16 protein-coding genes and 1 pseudogene are annotated in these 18,116 nt (G+C 50.8%); 3 read left to right on the top strand and 14 right to left on the bottom strand.

The window, feature by feature from the left end:
- Positions 1–335: 335 nt before the first annotated feature.
- The 14 genes and pseudogenes from FFM82_RS03660 to FFM82_RS03595 form a co-directional block, all read right to left on the bottom strand.
- On the bottom strand, positions 336–1,124 hold the full coding sequence (locus FFM82_RS03660) for a hypothetical protein (RefSeq protein ID WP_170178193.1): 789 nt from the start codon (positions 1,122–1,124) through the stop codon (positions 336–338).
- Between the two features lie 60 nt (positions 1,125–1,184).
- Positions 1,185–2,084 (bottom strand): zinc metalloprotease HtpX, encoded by a 900-nt coding sequence (gene htpX / locus FFM82_RS03655; protein ID WP_137644515.1) that lies wholly within the window; start codon positions 2,082–2,084, stop codon positions 1,185–1,187.
- Positions 2,085–2,095: 11 nt separating this feature from the next.
- Positions 2,096–2,656 (bottom strand): LemA family protein, encoded by a 561-nt coding sequence (locus tag FFM82_RS03650; RefSeq protein WP_137644514.1) that lies wholly within the window; start codon positions 2,654–2,656, stop codon positions 2,096–2,098.
- A gap of 105 nt (positions 2,657–2,761) precedes the next feature.
- Entirely contained in the window at positions 2,762–3,466 is a 705-nt protein-coding gene (locus FFM82_RS03645) for a class A sortase (protein ID WP_137644513.1), read from the bottom strand.
- 195 nt (positions 3,467–3,661) lie between these two features.
- Complete coding sequence (gene vprA / locus FFM82_RS03640) at positions 3,662–5,116, bottom strand: vinyl phenol reductase (RefSeq protein WP_137644512.1); 1,455 nt, start codon at positions 5,114–5,116, stop codon at positions 3,662–3,664.
- A 13-nt stretch (positions 5,117–5,129) separates the two neighbouring features.
- Entirely contained in the window at positions 5,130–5,864 is a 735-nt protein-coding gene (locus FFM82_RS03635; protein WP_137644511.1) for an SDR family NAD(P)-dependent oxidoreductase, read from the bottom strand.
- Between the two features lie 2 nt (positions 5,865–5,866).
- The gene (locus FFM82_RS03630) at positions 5,867–7,360 is read right to left on the bottom strand and encodes an FAD-binding protein (protein ID WP_137644510.1); all 1,494 of its coding nucleotides are present in this window, start codon (positions 7,358–7,360) and stop codon (positions 5,867–5,869) included.
- Positions 7,361–7,444: 84 nt separating this feature from the next.
- Positions 7,445–8,323: a LysR family transcriptional regulator gene (locus FFM82_RS03625; RefSeq protein WP_137644509.1), complete on the bottom strand. Its 879-nt coding sequence runs from the start codon at positions 8,321–8,323 to the stop codon at positions 7,445–7,447.
- Positions 8,324–8,785: 462 nt separating this feature from the next.
- A complete protein-coding gene (locus FFM82_RS03620) occupies positions 8,786–9,031 on the bottom strand; it encodes a type B 50S ribosomal protein L31 (RefSeq protein ID WP_125072381.1) in 246 nt (81 codons plus the stop codon).
- A 108-nt stretch (positions 9,032–9,139) separates the two neighbouring features.
- Positions 9,140–10,432, bottom strand: a pseudogene (gene rho / locus FFM82_RS03615) (transcription termination factor Rho).
- Positions 10,433–10,462: 30 nt separating this feature from the next.
- Positions 10,463–11,743, bottom strand: coding sequence for a UDP-N-acetylglucosamine 1-carboxyvinyltransferase (gene murA / locus FFM82_RS03610; protein WP_137644508.1), 1,281 nt, complete (start codon positions 11,741–11,743; stop codon positions 10,463–10,465).
- Positions 11,744–11,983: 240 nt separating this feature from the next.
- Positions 11,984–13,594: a CTP synthase gene (gene pyrG, locus FFM82_RS03605; RefSeq protein WP_137644507.1), complete on the bottom strand. Its 1,611-nt coding sequence runs from the start codon at positions 13,592–13,594 to the stop codon at positions 11,984–11,986.
- Positions 13,595–13,766: 172 nt separating this feature from the next.
- Positions 13,767–14,372: a DNA-directed RNA polymerase subunit delta gene (gene rpoE, locus FFM82_RS03600; RefSeq protein ID WP_137644506.1), complete on the bottom strand. Its 606-nt coding sequence runs from the start codon at positions 14,370–14,372 to the stop codon at positions 13,767–13,769.
- A 44-nt stretch (positions 14,373–14,416) separates the two neighbouring features.
- Complete coding sequence (locus tag FFM82_RS03595; RefSeq protein WP_137644505.1) at positions 14,417–14,857, bottom strand: YwiB family protein; 441 nt, start codon at positions 14,855–14,857, stop codon at positions 14,417–14,419.
- 220 nt (positions 14,858–15,077) lie between these two features.
- On the opposite strand from FFM82_RS03595, the gene FFM82_RS03590 reads away from it, so the two are divergent.
- From FFM82_RS03590 to yidA, 3 genes are read left to right on the top strand one after another with little or no spacing between them, the layout of a single operon-like run.
- Entirely contained in the window at positions 15,078–15,890 is an 813-nt protein-coding gene (locus FFM82_RS03590; protein WP_225425607.1) for a lipoate--protein ligase family protein, read from the top strand.
- 18 nt (positions 15,891–15,908) lie between these two features.
- The gene (locus tag FFM82_RS03585) at positions 15,909–17,261 is read left to right on the top strand and encodes an HD domain-containing protein (RefSeq protein WP_137644504.1); all 1,353 of its coding nucleotides are present in this window, start codon (positions 15,909–15,911) and stop codon (positions 17,259–17,261) included.
- A gap of 19 nt (positions 17,262–17,280) precedes the next feature.
- Positions 17,281–18,090, top strand: a complete 810-nt coding sequence (yidA, locus tag FFM82_RS03580; RefSeq protein ID WP_137644503.1) for a sugar-phosphatase — start codon at positions 17,281–17,283, stop codon at positions 18,088–18,090.
- Positions 18,091–18,116 lie beyond the last annotated feature (26 nt).

The raw sequence follows: 18,116 nt of genomic DNA, 5'->3' as shown, positions 1-18,116 counted from the left end.
CTGTTTGGAAATGAAAGGGAGCCGTGACTTTTGCCACGGCCCCATGTACTTTTATTGATTGATGGTTGAAACGTGTTCAGGACGACTGACACCTGCGCCTGCTACGCTAACCCAACAACGCAAAGCCCGCGTCATTGCAAGCGAGCCGAAACGTGTTCCCCGAAGCAACCCCCTGCGCTTGCTACGCGGGTCATTGCACAAGCCACAACCTCTGTTTGCCGAAACGTGTTCAGGACGACTGACACCTGTGCCTGCTACGCTAACCCAACAACGCAAAGCCCGCGTCATTGGGTTAGCTAGGCAGTGCTCGGTATCAACCCGTCGCCCTTCACACTCTACAACTTTTCCTCAAACGCCGCCTTATCTTGGACCCGCAACGCCCACTTGCCGGTGGACAGGTTGAACGCCAGGGTGCCCACGTTATGCGTGCAGCGCATCTCTTCGTGGCGACCCGGATCAAAGACCTCAATGTCGTCATTAACCAATTCCGTATGAACCGGCACCAATAACTGTCGCTGGCGGACCATCGCTTGATCAAAATAGATGAACAAGCCATCCGCCATCAACTTAACTAACTGCTTTAAAATCGCTTCCGGTACCCGCGGCACGCTTAACGAGCGCATGAACATCCGCCGGCCGCGGTAAGCCGCTAACGTATGGCGGATAATCGCCGCGTTTAACACGTGGCTAAACGCCGAGATGTAGTAAAAGTAAACTTTAATGCCACCGTTACGCTGTTGCAAAAAGACGTAGTGGTTGCGCAACTTATAATTGAACGGCGAGCGAATCGGCCGGTTCATGTGTCCCAAATATAACAGTTCCGCAATTTCCGTCGCCGTTAGAAAATCCAAATCGCCAACCTCATCGTAATCCAGCCACTTAATTGGTAACGGGTGACTTTGTAACAGATAACGCCGAATCTCATTTTCTTCGTTGATAACGTTCAAACCGGTATGGGCGTTAACGGCGTGTTCATCGTCATCCACCCCCACGAGTGACACAATGTTGGCGGGTAACCGCTTGATGCCGTGCACAAAATCACTCTGGTCAATGCCGTAAGCGAAGACCAGATTATCAAGTTTTTCTAAATTGGCGTAAATATATCTGCGTTGCAACCGTCTCACTCTTTCAACTGTCTATTTAGTTCCATTATAAGCTGTTATTAAACAATTCACAGTTTTTTATTACATCTTTTTTAACCGCGCGATTCGATCGGCCATCGGCGGGTGGGTATCAAATAAATGGGTCCACGATTTCTTAGCCTTAAAGGGATCCGAGATGTACAGCGCCGCGCTACTCGGGTCGGCGGCCTTCATCGGCTGACTATCATCGATTTTTTCGAGTGCGTTGATCAACCCCAGCGGATTACGGGTCAGTTCAACGGCACTAGCATCCGCTAAGTACTCGCGGTTCCGCGACAGTGCGAGCTGCACGAGACTGCCAGCTAACGGTGCGAGCACGATCACAACGACGGCTAACACCATTAACAACGCTTGAACCCCGTTGCCATCGCGGTCATCATCGTCGCGACCACGGCCACCGCCCCACCAAAAGGCGTTCATGCCCCAGTTGACCAAAAGACTAATGGCGGCGGTCAGCGCTAGCGCGACCGTTTGGAGGCGGATGTCGTAGTTACGAACGTGACTCATTTCGTGACCGATCACGCCCTCCATTTCTTCACGGTTTAAGCGGGCCTGAATCCCCGTCGTGACCGCAACGGCCGCGTGCTTGGGGTTATTCCCAGTCGCAAAGGCGTTGGGACTGTCATCATCAATGATAAAGACCCGCGGCATCGGCACTTTGGCCACTAACGCCATGTCTTCAACGGTGTGCCAAAGTTCCGGGTCGTCTTCCGCTGAGTGCAGTTCGCGGGCGTGGTTCATGTTCATCACTAAGTCGGTCGCCTGGCCAAGCATGATGATCATGTAAAACGCGGCGGTCAGAATTGCAACGAACAGTCCGGCCAGCACGCTGTTAAAAAAAACGTACCCGAGTGCCATCCCAATTATGGCAATTAATACGACAAAAGCGGCCATCACGACTAGCGTGTGCCGCTTGTTGCGGGCAATTTGCTCAAATAACATGGGCGTAACCTCTAATCTTCAAAAGAAACGTTCGGTGCGGCTTTTTCCGCTTCCGGTACCGTTAAAAATTCAACGGCTTGGAAATGATGGATATTGGCAATTAAGTTGGACGGAAATTGCTGTAACTTCATGTTGTAACTAGCCGCACTGGAATTGAATAACTGCCGTGAATAGGCAATCTTATTTTCCGTATTAGTTAGTTCTTCCATTAATTTACCGAATTCCTGGTTTGCCTTTAAATCCGGGTAGCTTTCCGCCAGTGCAAAAATCGATTTCAACGAATTGGTCAGCTGGTCGGAAACGGCCATTGCTTGTTGGTGGTCACCACTCGGAACGTCAACTAACTGGTTCCGTAGCGCGACTACCTGTGCCAAAGTACTCTTTTCATGTTTCGCGTATCCCTTGACCGTATTGACTAAGTTCGGAATTAAATCCGTCCGTCGTTTCAGCTGAACGTCAATCTGACTCCAAGCTTCCTGAGTATACATCCGGGCTTTTACCAACCCGTTATAAATAACGACGTAGATCGCAACGATAACTAAGATGACCGCGACAATAATTAAGCCAATCATCAAGTAGACCCCCTCATATTGTTAACCTTGGGTATAAACACCAATTACATCCATTGTACCGTGAACGGTAGTCATAATACACCGTTAGCGGTAAATGTAACATTGTTAATATTTGTTATTAAAATGACTCGAAAAGGCCTTTTGAACCTTCTTGGGCGCCTGTTTAAACGACCATTTTTCCACGTAAGTCCCGCGAATCATTAAGCGACCGGCACCGGTCTTATCGCAGGTAATCAGCGTTAACAACTTTTTACCCGGAACGTCGTTAATGACTTGCACGGCGGTCGCCTCAATAAATTTACGTTCAGTCGTTTTATATGCATAAATTGACTTGGCGTCCGACAGGTACATCATCTGGCCGACCTTACTCTTATAGTACAGTGGGCTGAACAACGCCCCGTGCTTGATCATGTGGTGGCCCGCTAAGGTGTAGTTGCCGCTCCCCATCTTTTGATCCTGCTTCATCGTCCCGGCGGCCAGCGCTAACGTTTCGTTGCTAACGCCGTTACCGATTGGTAAGTACAGGTCGATACTTGGAATTGCAATCGACCCGATCACGTGAATCGAATTCTTATTCATCCGGGCCTTTGCGACCGTTTGAAAGTCCAGTGATTTAACTTTAGAGAAGTTAAAGTCACCCTTCTTCTTGGCATTTTGTTTGACCGTCTTTTCGGTCACTGTTGGCGAATAGGAACTCACCAGCCAACTCTTGATCTGTTCATTAAAAATCAATGCTAACGATAGTGCAATTAGCAGTACAAATAATATCCGGCCCAACCATTTTAGCCCGGAACGCTTCTTTGCCGGCATGAACCCGCCTCCCATAACGTTTACCGTCCGCACTCACGAACGTCTACCGTAAATATACCTTAATTCGCCGGCCGTGGAAAGTCCAAAACTCGGAAAGTTGATTAATTTATCCGCTATAACGGTTAACCCCTTGCTGCGTTTAGCGCACAAAAAAACGGGTGCCGTTGCCAGCTCCCGTTTTTTCTCAAATTCAACTTAATTAGTAACTGCTTGCTTGGTCAATAAACTGGCCACCGCGTTACGGCCCGAATAAACCGCGTAGCCCGCGGTACTCCCAGGCAGCGTGACCGCGTAAGTGTCGCCGACCAGCATACCAGCCGCGTCGTTACCGGCGGCGAACAAGCCGCTAACCGGGTAACCGTGATCATTTAGCACGGCGTTTTGGTGATCGACCCGTAAGCCACCAAGGGCGCAGGCCATCCCGACTCCCAGTTCGACCGCGTAAAACGGTCCGGTCGTGACCGGTGTTAGGTAGGCCGCAGCCTTGCCAAAGTCACTGTCAACTCCGGCCGCCACCAACTGATTATAGTGGGCCACCGTTGCGGGCAAGTCTGCTAAGTGCAATTGTCTTGCTAAGGCATCCAGACTGTCGGCTTTGGTCAGGTACTTCGCACCCGCGGCTAACTTATCCGTCAGTTCGTCCTTTAACTGGTCGAACTTATCCGGCGAAACTGGCGAGTTACCGACTTCTTTATAAAGACCAACGTCCGTTAGGTGGTCAACGGCGGCTTGGTCCAAGATTGAATAGACCCGGGACTGCGTCAGAATCGCACCACCGGCATGGCACATGTTGTCGTTCACGTCCTCGTTAATGAAGCGTTCCCCGCGCTCGTTGACCCAGAGAATGGCTTCCTGGGTTGCCGCGGCGGCCACTTGTGACGCCATGTGAACGAACGGCGGGTTAATGCGGTCGTAAATCGCGCCACCGCCGTACTGAATCGCACCCATTTGATAGTGGGCGGCCCCGGCTTGCCAGGCCAATTGCATCCCATCACCGGTCGACTTACCGTCACTCACTGACAATAGTCGGTTCGAAAACGGGGTCCGTTGCTTGATTAGGTCTGGGTTATCAACGTAGCCCCCGGTTGCTAATAGGACGGCCGAAGTACTCAGGTCGCGTTGCTGACCGGTCGCTTCACTCTTAACGACTAAGCCGCTGACGTGGCCATCGGTCATCAGAACCCGTTGGGCGCTCAGACTGGTGACGATTTCAGTACCGTGCGTTGTCGCTTGATCGATCAAGGCTTGTACGGCCGCGTGCCCACCGCCTTCAAAGGTGTGGATCGTTGGCCAACTCTTTCCTTGAGCGCCGACTTTACTGAATTTGATGCCCAATCCTTGTAGCCAATCAATGGTCTCACCGGAATGGTCAATGAACTGTTTTAAATGTGGTGCACTGGCTTCGTAGTGTGAATAGTTCAATTCGTCTTGCAATAACTGCGTTTTATCGACGCGAATGTCAGCCGCTCGTTGCAACTGACTGTCAACGCCCATCGCTCCTTCAACGTAGTTCCCGTCACCACCAAGCGACCGGCCCTTTTCGATGACCAGGGTCGTTAGCCCATTTTCACGAGCACTGACCGCCGCGGCGAACCCGGATAAGCCGGCCCCGACAATGATCAAATCATACTGTTTATTTGCTGGAAACATGCGCTCACCCCGCTTATTTCAAACCGACGGAAACCCCGCCATCACTAAGGATCGTTTGTCCAGTCATGAACGTGGCCTCGCTAGCCACGAAGACGAAGACTTTCGCCACTTCGTCTGCCGTTTCGTACCGCTTCATTGGGACGGTCGGTAAAATCTTATCGAGGAACCCACCTTCGTTGAGCGGTGTCTTGGTCAGGCCCGGAGCGACACAGTTAACGCGAATGTTCTTATCGGCGTAATCAACGGCGGCCGCCTGAGTCATCCCCATAATTCCGTTCTTAGCGGCGTTATAAGCACCCATGCCACCAGGATTATAAATACTGCCGAGGGCGCCGGTATTAACGATCGAGCCAAAGCCCTGCTTTAAGAACACCTTAATTTCAGCACGCATGCACTTAAAGGTGCCGCGCAGATCCAAGTTAATAGTGTCGTCGAAGTCCTTGTCCGACAGTTCGGCAAACGGCTTTAAAACGCCGCCACCGGCATTATTGACCACGTAATCGATGCGGCCAAAGTCGGTCATAATTTGGTCTAAGCCGCTTTGAATGCTGTCGTTATCCATGACGTTCAATACCAAGCCCTTGATTTTACCCGGGTACTTGGCTGCCAAACCAGCCGCGGCGTCACTGACTTTCGGATTATAATCGGTCAACGCGACGTCGGCCCCCTGCTTAGCAAAAGCTTCACTGATGGCAAAACCGATTCCCTGTGCGGCACCCGTAACAACTGCAACTTTATCCTTTAACATCATTATGCCTCCACGCTTTCTTGTTTCAAACTCTTAACGGCTTCCTTGGCCGCAATCCAACCGGATACGAACGCGAACCCGTTCGCGATTCCTTCGTAACTCGGATAACCGTCCGAGTACAAGCCGTTGACGTTATTACCCACTAGGTAAATGTCCTTGATTGGCAACCCGGTTTTACCGACCGCCTGACAATTTCGGTCAACGTTGACCCCGTCTAGGGTCCCCAGAATGGCACAGTGTTCAACGATGGCGTAAATCGGTCCGTCGTCTACGGTGAATTGCAAAGCGTCCGCCGCCTTCAAGAAGACCGCGTCGTCCTTGGATTCGACCGCTTGGTTATAAACCTTCAGGCTCCGCCGTAACGCGGCCAATGGCAACCCGAGCTTAGCGGCTAAGTCAGCCACCGACGTCCCCTTAACGACTTCGCCGCTCGTCATCGCCGCATCAAAGTCTTTTTGAATATTCGGCAACGGGCCAACGGTCGTCTTCGGGGTCTCACCGACGTCGCAAAACTGGCGTTCGAAGGTGTCTTCCATCGCGACCTCTTGGGTCCTGAACTGGTCCAGCGTCTTCTGGTCGACTAAAACGTAGTACTGACCACCAACGTTGTGCGCCGCGTTCGCCCACATCGCAAAATCGTACACGACGTTTTCGTCAACGAAACGGTTGGCCGTTTGATCGACCCACAGTAACGGTAAGTTGGTGAGCGTTTCAACGCTGCTATCACGCCGCATCGGGTTAATTGAGAGACTCGGCGCACAACCGTGGGCAAAGAGCACCGGGTTATGGTCAGTGTTGGCACCCAGCTTAGCGGCTAACCGGATTCCGGTACCGTCGGCCTTACGTTCACCTAAGTTCAACAACGCCGCGTTATCCGCGTACTTCGCCGCCATCATTTCCGGACTACCACAGTAACCACCGTCCGCAAAGATTACCTTCTTAGCGGCGATGCGGGTCCGGTTGCCATCCGCATCTTCGTCAATCACGGCCTTGAGCCCGTCGTCGTATTCAACGTCGACGGCGGCCATCCCGGTCAGGACCTGGTTACCGGCAGCGCGAAACTTATCCGGTAACTTATCCCAGTTGGTCATTTTTTTCTTAAAATCGTTGAACTTATGGTAAACCAGCGGATCATTCAAGTGCGCTTTCTGTTCACTTTGTTCAACCGTAACGGGAAGCCCCATCTCCGCTAACCGGTCAATATTTTCACCAGATTCCTTTAAGAACCGGGCTAACAACTCTCCGTTAACGAAGAAATGGTTATAGTCCGTTAAGCCTTTAAAGGCGTCCGCGTATCCGTACGCCACGTGCTTGGCCCTTTGCTGCTTGGAATTAATGGCAAACACGCCGTGGGCACCGAACTTACCGGCACCGCCGACCTGTTCCCCACGTTCGAGTAAAATAAACGGGGTCCCCTGTTGATAAAGTTCAAAACCAGCGGAAATTCCGGCTGACCCGGACCCGACGATCACAACCGTTGTTGATAGCGCTTTCATGTTTATGTCCACCTTTCCGTAATCCAATTCGCTTCTACACTTACATTGTATGATGAATCACAAATTGGTGCTAACACATAAAAGTTATGACCGATAAGTTTTAGTTATCGTCCGGGTCGCAATCCGTTCTAAATCGCGTGAATTGGCGCTGGATAAAGCTAAGACTACTAAAAATGCGTCTTTTAAGTGACGTGGCGAGTATCTGTATATCCGTTCACAACCGGCCGGGATTTGAAAGTTCTCCGGTACCATCGTGACGCCACCCTTAAAATTAACGCTCAGGCAGGCCGCCGCAAAGCTGTTGACGCCTTCGATTTGGTGGTAGTCCCACTGATCTTGACGGTACGTTTTGAGCATCGCCGTCTGAATGTCCGAAATGCCGGTCGATTGCCAGTATTGCAAGTACAGCGAGCTTTGCTTGGCTAGCGTCTTCAAGTCGTCGGCGGCCGCCACTTGGTCAGCGTTAAAGAGCAGGTCAAAGCTAATTCGGTGGAGCGGTAATACCTTGACCTTTGCGTTATTCAAAAAGGCTAGTTCAAAGCCCACCAATAAATCGTAGTAGCCCTTCACTAAGCGACTCACACTGTTATCCAGCGTTTCTTCGTCAAAACTAACCTGGTATTCAGTAGGTAACCCACTGGCAAAGGTTGCCGCGTCACTACCCAACCCTTGTAAAAAATGGATCCGCAGTAACCGGTCCGGGTTGATGTCCGGGTGGCGCCAAATTTCAGAGTAAGCAGTTAAAATTTCAACCGCACGTTTATAAAACTCCCGGCCGACCGGCGTTAAGTCAAACTGCCCCGCCGAGCGGACTAACAACCGCTGTCCCAGTTCGCCTTCCAGCTTACTAATGGCGGTACTAACGGCCGTTTCCGAGACGTAATTCTTCTTGGCGGCCGAAATAAAGCCACGCGTCTGAACAACATCAATAAAGTATTTAACCGGCATTAAGTTATAATTCATTGATCAAGCTCCCCCCTAAACTGCAATGTTCATTTAGTATTACCTTTAGTGTCGCATAATTTCAGGTCCCCCGAAAGCGCCAATTGGGGGCCACCACTTAAATAACTGGCTGGGATACTTTGCGGAACTAAATTTACGAGTTCTATCAATATACGAAATAGATGATTTAGGTATATATTTAATGGGGGTACGCATCTTGCGGGGGAGCTACTCAAAAAAAATTAAAAAGGGGGGGCATAATTGTGTTGGATAAACTCGGAGAATTCTTTGAGCTAATTGGTTCAATTTTTCAGCTTATTTTTTACTTACTAATTGCCGCCGTGTGTTTTGGCGTCGCCGGTGTTTTCATGTGGCTACTCGTCACCATCTTACATAGTTTATAAGTTAAGACAACTATCGAGCCGCACGAAGCGCACAAAAAAAGTCGCCCAGTCAACCTGGACGACTTTTTGAATCGTATGCTTATTTGAGACCGTATTTCTTGTTGAAACGATCGACCGCACCATCGGCTTTGGTAAACTTTTGCTTACCAGTGTAGAATGGATGTGAGTCTGAAGTAATTTCAACCCGGATCAATGGGTAAGTGTTACCGTCTTCCCATTCAACAGTTTCGTCAGACGTTGCCGTTGAACCAGAGAGGAACTTGAAACCAGTCGTTGAGTCTTGGAACACAACTTCGTGGTAATCTGGATGGATTCCTTTTTGCATTGTATTACGCTCCTTTGCCCTGAATCATTTGCTGAAACAGAGATTATCATTGTTTTAATCAACGGGTAACATCTTATCATGAACCCACTTTACTAGTCAAGCTGAATTCTAGCGGTGCCCGCGCCGAACGGACTGACCGGCAAGCTTGAGCGTCGCTAATCGCTTTAAAAAATCGGCATTGGTTTTGGTGGCGTTCAACAAGTTCAAAAGCTGCTCGGTATAGTCCAGTGCGGAACCGGTCATCGAGCGGCGAACTTGCCAGACGGGTGCTAACTGCGCCTTTGGAATCAGCAACTCTTCCTTGCGGGTACCGGACTGCTTAAGGTCCAGTGCCGGGAAGACCCGCCGTTCAGCCAGTTCACGGGATAATTGTAACTCGGAGTTCCCGGTCCCCTTAAATTCTTCGTAAATCATGTCATCCATCCGGCTGCCGGTATCGACTAAGGCGGTTCCTAAAATTGTCAGGCTCCCACCCTCTTCAATATTGCGGGCCGAACCGAAGAACCGTTTGGGTTTATAAAACGCGGCGGGATCGACCCCACCGGATAACGTCCGGCCACTCGATGGAATCACTAAGTTATACGCCCGGGTCAACCGGGTAATTGAATCCAGTAGGATAATGACGTCCTGCTTATCCTCAACAAGCCGCCGCGCGCGTTCCAAAACCAGTTCGGCAACCCGGACATGATTTTGCGGTTGCTGATCGAACGTCGAGCTGACCACTTCGCCCTTGATCGAGCGTTCCAAGTCAGTCACCTCTTCCGGCCGTTCATCAATCAATAACATAATTAACTTCGCGTCCGGATAATTGGTCATGATACCGTTGGCAATATTTTTGAGTAAGGTCGTCTTCCCGGCTTTCGGTGGTGCCACGATCAGGCCCCGTTGACCAAAGCCAATCGGGACGAAGGTGTCAATCAAGCGGGTCGCCGCTACTGACCGCGTCGTGGTCAGCTTGATTTGGCGTTCTGGGTATAACGGTGTTAAGGCCGGAAAGTGCGGCCGTTGCTTGGCCTCGTTGGGGTCCTTACCATTGACCGTCCCGACCCGCATCAGACCGTAATAGCGTTCCTTAGGTTTCGGCGGTCGCGCCTGACCAACCACAAAATCACCGTTCCGTAACCCGAAGCGGTGAATCTGTGACTGTTAGATGTAAACGTCTTCCTGCGACGGCCCGTAGTTAATTGGCCGCAGAAAACCGAAGCCCTCTTGGCTGACAATTTCCAAGACGCCTTCCATCTGCACGAAACCACGTTTTTTATCCTGGGCGCGTAAAACGGCCAGTGACAATTCCTTCTTATTCATCTGTGAATAGTAAGCAATTTTATAATCACGAGCGAACGCGTAAATCTCCTTTAGCGTCTTACGCTCAAGGTCGTGCATGGTTAAAATTTTTTCCATAAATACAGTTCTTTCTCACTAGTGTTCAGACTAGCTTTCAGGAATTTCTTCGTCGGCAGCAATTTCAACGTCGGCGCCAAGGGTGTGCAACTTATCGATCACCCGGTCGTACCCCCGTAAAATGTTGTCGGCGCGTGAAATTTCAGTCGTTCCGGTTGCGGACAGCCCGGCAATCATCAGGGCGGCGCCGGACCGGATTTCTCCCGCCTCAACGTGGGTGCCCTGCAAATGCGCGGAATGGCCCACTACGATCAGGTTGTCCTGGACGTGGATGTCGGCGCCCATTTTGCGTAACTGATCAATGTGCTGGGTCCGTTGCGGGTAAATCGTATCGATGACGATACTGTTGCCAGTCGCCCGTAAGAGTAACGGCGTGATGGGCTGTTGCAGGTCGGTCGCAAAACCGGGGTAAGTCCCCGTTTTGATCCGAACCGGTCCCAATTCATTGGACTTCGGCACAAAGATACTATCTTCGTTAATTTGTAAGTCGACGCCCATTTCAATCATTTTAGCCGTAAAGGATTCCATGTGTTCGGGAATCACGTTCTTCAACAGCACGCCGTCACCGACCGAAGCGGCTAACGATAAGTAGGTTCCGGTTTCGATTCGATCCGGAATGATCGTGTGGGTCGCCCGTGAATGTAACGCCGGCACCCCTTCGATTCGAATCACGTCGGTGCCGGCACCGCGAATTTTAGCCCCCATGTTGTTCAAGAAAGTGGCTAAATCAATAATTTCGGGTTCCTTTGCGGCGTTTTCAATCGTGGTATTACCGTGGGCCTTGACCGCAGCCAAGATAATGTTGATCGTCGCCCCAACGGAAACGACGTCTAAAAAGATACGGGCGCCGTGCAGGCCTTCCGTCCCCGTTGAAATAAAAACGGAGTCGTTTTCTTCAACCACGTTAGCACCTAAGGCCTTAAAGCCCTTAATGTGTTGGTCGATCGGCCGGGGCCCAATGTTATCCCCACCGGGGAAGGTCACGGTCGCGCGGTTGAAGCGCCCTAGTAATGCGCCCATAAAGTAGTAGGAAGCCCGCAAGCTTTTAATTGCGTGGCTTGGTAATTCGGATTCTTTAATATGCGTTGGATCAATTGTTAAAACATCATTTTCAAAAGTGGAAGGGACGTTCATCGATTCAAGGATAATTCTCAGGTTGTGAACGTCGAGAATGTGCGGAACGGTGTCAAATCGGACCGGAGTGTCTGCGAGAATCGCAGCAGGAATCAGTGCGACGGTACTATTTTTTGCGCCACCGATCGTTAATTCCCCAGAAAGTCGTTTTCCGCCATGGATAATCATTTTTTTCATAACATAACTTTCCTCGCTAAATAAGTGTCACACTGTATCATACAATCATTAACCATAATAAAGAATGTCATGCAAAAAAACAACCGAAATCAGGAAACTGTAATCTTTTTGCGCCATAAAATCATGAACTTAATCCATTAAACCGCTTTCAAGAAGAAAGTGCACGGATTTACACATATTTTCGACTAAAAAAAGGACCTTCGTTACAAAACGAAGGTCCCTCACTTTACTTACAGTTGCTTATTTTTCTTTACCAGTTGCGTTGGCCGCGTCGATGAAGGCTTTGAACAACCCTTCCGGACGGTTCGGCCGTGACAAGAACTCTGGGTGGTATTGGGAAGCTACGAAGAACCGCTTCTTCGGTAATTCGATAACTTCGACCAACCGGTTGTCCGGTGACGTCCCGGAGAAGACCATGCCCTTAGCGGCAAAGGCTTCACGGTACTTGTTGTTGAACTCGTAACGGTGACGGTGCCGTTCCATGACAACTTCTTCGTTGTTATAGGCCGCAGCGGCTACCGAACCCGGCTTCAACTTGCAAGGGTAGGCCCCCAACCGTTGGGTGCCGCCCATGTCTTCAACGTCTTCTTGATCAGCCATCAAGTCAATGATGTTGTCCGGCGTATCCGGATCGATTTCAGCCGAGTTGGCGTCCTTCAATCCAAGCACGTTACGGGCAAATTCCACGCTGGCCATTTGCATCCCTAGGCAGATCCCTAAGAACGGCACGTCGTTTTCACGGGCATAGCGGATCGCCGTAATCTTACCTTCGATCCCACGGTCACCAAAGCCACCCGGTACCAAGATTCCGTCGGCGTCGCCTAACAAGTCCTGCACGTTTTCCGGCGTGACGTCTTCGGCGGAGATCTTCTTCAAGTCGATTTCCGCATCGTCGGTGTAGCCGGCGTGCTTCAACGCTTCGGTCACGGAAATGTAGGCATCTTGCAAGGCCACGTACTTCCCGACCAGGGCAATCTTGATGACCCGCTTGAGGTGTTGCACGTGGTGTTCTAATTCAACCCAGTCGCTCATGTCGGCCTTTGGCGCTTCGATTTCGAAGTGGTCCAACACGATTTGGTCCATGTGTTGCTTTTGAACGTTCAACGGAATCGAGTAAATCGTCTTAACGTCTAAGGATTCAATGACCGCTTCCGGTTCAACGTCACAGAAGGACGCGATCTTGTTCCGCATTTCGCGGGTGATTGGCATTTCAGTCCGCACAACTAGCATGTTCGGCTGAATCCCGTAACTCCGCAATTCCTTAACTGAGTGTTGGGTCGGTTTCGTCTTCATTTCACCGGCAGCCCGTAAGTACGGGATCAAGGTCGTGTGAATGTAGAACACGTTGTCGGAACCTAAGTCACTCTTCATTTGGCGTAAGGCTTCGATGAATGGTAGCGATTCGATATCGCCGACCGTCCCGCCGATTTCAGTGATCACGATGTCGGAGTCGGTCGTTGTCCCGGCCCGCATGATTTTTTCCTTAATGGCGTTGGTGATGTGTGGAATGACTTGCACCGTTGCGCCTAAGTAGTCTCCCCGTCGTTCCTTTTGTAGAACTTCTGAATAAATCTTCCCCGTCGTAACGTTTGAGTATTTGTTCAAGTTGATGTCAATAAACCGTTCGTAGTGTCCTAAGTCCAAATCGGTTTCCGTACCATCATCCGTTACGAAGACTTCACCGTGCTGATAAGGACTCATCGTACCAGGATCAACGTTGATGTATGGATCAAACTTTTGAATGGTGACTTTCAAGCCCCGGTTCTTCAATAAACGTCCTAACGAAGCTGCGACGATACCCTTACCAATTGACGAAACAACGCCACCAGTTACAAAAATATATTTGGTCATGTGATAACTCCTTAAAGATTTATTTCGTGGGGTTTTACTAAATAAAGAAAGCTCCCTATTCATTAAGAATAGGGAGCGAATTACGTTCGTTTGTCTCGGATATTTCTACCAGAGAGCCCAAATAAGATAATACAAGGAGATTGGCCGTTCGTCAAGCTAAAATCTCGCGAGCTTACTTATTTTCGTCTTCGTCATCGTCGTCGTAATCGTCATCATCATCGTTTAATTCTGATAACTGGCCTTCGATGCCGTCTGGTAATGATTCGTCAGCGGCGTCATCGTCACTGTCATCGACCCCGGCTAATTCGTCGTACTTGTTAGAAGCTTCCGAATCGTCATCGTCGTCGTTTTGATCATCATCTTCATAATTATCATCATCTTCGGGATCATCGTCGTCGTAATCGATCACGTCGTCGTCATCCCCAGCGTCAGCCAAGAAGGCGTTAACTTTCTTACGCTTCTTACGCTTTGGCCGGTCTTCGTCTTCATCATCATCGGTATGAATAACGGCTTCGTCAATGGATTCGAATGGGTACCATGCACGCAGGCCCCACATATTGTCACCGAGCGAAATGAAACTACCGTCGATGTTCAGATCGGTATAAAATTGTGATAAACGCTCCCGAATTTCTTCGTCGCTTTTACCTAAATATGATTGCACAGCGTTGGTTAGATCGGCGAAAGCCATCACGTCACCATGTTGTGATAAGATCGCGTGCGCAACCTCGATTAAAGATAATTCGGACTTCTTTTGTCCATCAAATTGTTTAAGTTCCAAACTGGTGCACGTCCTTTCCACAGTTTACAGTTCATCATACCAAATCAGGCAGTGAATTGCAATCGCAACTTGTAGTTACCAATTAGTTGCTCGCCCGCGTATAAATCGTAGTTAACGTTTACTTCACCAGAGAATGGCCGTTCGCGTAACCGTACCTGTAACATTGGCGTCACCGTTTCGACCGGTAAGATGCCCATCGGGGTCTGGTAGTGGGCGCGGACGCGTTTACCGTTTGAAAAATGCAAGCGTAAGCGATTCTCCGCACTCCGGGTCAACACCACGTCACCGTTGCGGGCCAGTTTAATCGTGACCGGCACCGGGTCGGTCGTCTCATCATTAACTTCTTTATACCGTAAGTAAAAGGCGCCCCCCATCTGCACGAGTTGGCCGTCCACGTCCAGCGCGTAATTTGCCGTATCACCGTCTTGACGCGCCTGCGTTTCCAAGTGAATGGCAACGGGTACGCCGGTTGTTAAATCATCCATGAATTTTTCCTCCTACCGCACGGTCAGGTGAACACCGCACGTTCAATTCCCAAGTTGTTCACCGGATGGACCGCAACGGTTCCACCCGTCAACTTCCCTTCAATTATAAGCCATTCGCCTTAAAATAACTAAAAAATCCCCCATCCCCGCCAAAACCTGCGCAGCGCCCGCTTTTCGAGTATAATTAGCAGTGAAATTGAGTTTGAACGGGGTGAATCACTTGTCGCAACCAACCATTGCTACACTAAGTCAACATTACGAACCAGCAGCGATGCTGGATAGCTTCGCCTATACGAACGCCTTACTCTGGCTGACGGCCAAGCGTCAACAACCGATCGTCCACTTCTGGCAGTTGGACCAAACCGTCATTTTAGGCTTACTTGATCAGCAACTACCGCAGTTAGCAAGCGGCTTAACAACGCTCCACCAAGCCGGCTACCAGTCGCTCCTGCGCAACTCCGGCGGGCTCGCGGTGGTCGCCGACGCCGGTGTTTTGAACGTCTCACTATTCTTACCGGCTAGTCGGAATGATTACGCCATCACCGAGGCCTACCAATTAATGGTCGATTACGTCCAGGCGGTCTGGCCACAACTGCCGATCATCACCGGTGAAATCAAACGATCGTACTGCCCCGGTGATTACGACCTCAGTATCAACGGTCAAAAAATCGCCGGGATGTCACAGCGTCGCACCGAAAACGCGCTCGTCATTATGTTATACGTCAGCGTGAACGGTGATCAGGCCGACCGTAGCCGGTTAATTCACGACTTTTACCAAACCGGCTTGAACGGTACCACCGACGACCGCTTTCCGGTTGTCGACCCGGCCGTCATGACGACCGTGGCCGCACAACTCGACCAACCAGTGAGCGTGCGCGCGACCGAGCAAGCTTTCATGACCGCGTTAGCCCGCCACGGGGCCGTCGATACGCGTAGCTTACCGCTAGTGACCGAGGAACCCGAATTTCAGGCGCACTTAAAGCGCGCTTACCAACAAATGCAACGCCGCCAAGAACGGCTTCCTAAACCATAACGGAACGGAGGACTTTGATTGACTTACCAACAACAACTTTTACCCATGGAAAAGGTCTTTCGTGACCCGGTCCACGACTACGTCTACGTCCAACACCAAGTTATTTTAGACTTGATCAACACGTCTGAATTCCAACGGTTGCGCCGAATCAAACAACTCGGAACGACCTCCTTGACCTTTCATGGCGCGGAACACTCCCGCTTCGGCCACTGCTTAGGCGTTTACGAAATCACCCGCCGGATTTGCGATAATTTCGAACGCAACTACCCGTCTAAAGTAACCGGCGACGGTGGTTGGGACGATCACGAACGGCTCGTCGCGTTATGTGCCGCGCTACTGCACGACATTGGTCACGGCCCGTATTCACATACTTTTGAACACATTTTTCACACCGACCACGAAGCGCTGACCGCGCAGATTATCACCTCGCCGGCGACCGAAGTCAACCAGGTGCTGCGTAAGGTAGCTCCCGACTTCCCGCAACAAGTTGCCGCGGTCATTCAAAAAACGTACCCGAACCCGCAAGTCGTTCAGATGATTTCTAGTCAAATTGATGCCGACCGGATGGACTACCTGCTCCGCGACTCCTACTTTACCGGGACCAACTACGGGAATTTCGATTTAACCCGAATTTTGCGGGTGATGCGTCCTTACAAGGGCGGTATCACCTTCGCCATGGAAGGCATGCACGCGGTCGAGGACTACATCGTTAGCCGGTTTCAAATGTACATGCAGGTTTACTTCCACCCGGTCTCCCGCTCAATGGAGGTCATCTTAGACCACCTGCTCGAACGGGCGAACGTCCTGTACCAGAGTCACGCGGCCGATGCCGAAGCCACGCCGCACATGCTACTGCCATTCTTCAATAACAACTTTACGTTACAGGACTACCTGCGACTCGACGACGGCGTGCTGAACACCTACTTCAACCACTGGCGCGATAGTCGTGACCAGATTCTAGCCGACCTTGCGACCCGCTTCCTAGACCGGCGGCCGCTGAAGTCCGCCCGCGTCGACCAGCTGACCCAACCGTTACTGCCGGACCTACGCCGGTTAATCGAACAAGCCGGTTTTGACAGCCACTACTATACCGACACCAACGACAGCTACGACTTGCCGTACGACGCCTACGATCCGAAAATGAAGAAACCGCGGACCCAGATCGAGTTGATGCAAAAGGACGGTTCACTACTCGAGTTGTCGACCGTTAGTGACCTCGTTCGCGCAATCACCGGTAAGGTGTCCGGTGACCAACGATTCTTCTTCCCGAAGGAAATGTTGAGTACCCAGGCCGAAAACGACCTTTTCAAACCGGTTTATCAAGATTTCCAACGTTACATTTTAAACGACCGCCTCATTTTACCAAAATAAATTTGGAGGAATTTTTAACATGTCAATCAAGCTCATTGCCATCGACATGGATGGCACCCTACTTAACGAACATAGTGAACTGAACCCGGCCACCATTGCGGCCATCCACGAAGCGCAACGCCAAGGCATCTACGTCGTTATCTGTACCGGTCGGCCGCTCAGCGGCGTCACGCCGTTCTTAGACCAGCTTAAGCTCAGTGGCGACGACAGTTACGTCATCACCTTTAACGGCGCCATGGCCCAAACCGTGACTGGTAAAGTGGTCACCAGCCTACCGCTATCCCACGAAGACTACATCGATATCGAGTCGTTGACCCGGAAGCTCAACGTGCACTGCCACGTCGAAAGCGAAAACCACATTTACACGGCTAACCGCAACATCAGCCCGTACACGATTAACGAAAGCTCGTTAGTCAACATGGCGATTCGTTACCGGACACCGGAAGAAATGCGTCCCGACCGACCACTGGTCAAAGCCATGATCATCGACCACCCGGACATCTTGGAAGCGGCGATTGCCAAGATTCCAGCTGCTTTCCACGACCGCTTCCACATCGTGCGTTCAGCCCCCTACTACTTAGAAGTCCTCAATAAGCAGGCAAGCAAGGGCCGCACGCTGGCCGACCTCGCCAAGCTGCTGAACATCAGCGCCGACGAAACCATGGCGATCGGCGATCAGGGGAACGACTTGAGCATGATCGAATACGCCACTAACAGCGTTGCAATGGGCAACGCCATTCCCGAAGTGAAGCAAAAGGCCAAATACGAAACTAGGACCAACGTTGAAGACGGGGTTGCGTACGCGATCCGAACGTGGGCGTTGAACTAGTTGAAAGGTCAAAAAAGAGCCGTTCT

The organism is Lactiplantibacillus plajomi (assembly GCF_005405405.1).
Classification (GTDB): Bacteria; Bacillota; Bacilli; order Lactobacillales; family Lactobacillaceae; genus Lactiplantibacillus; species Lactiplantibacillus plajomi.
Note: the sequence above shows the minus strand (reverse complement) of the source record. Positions and strands in the feature narration are given on the sequence as shown.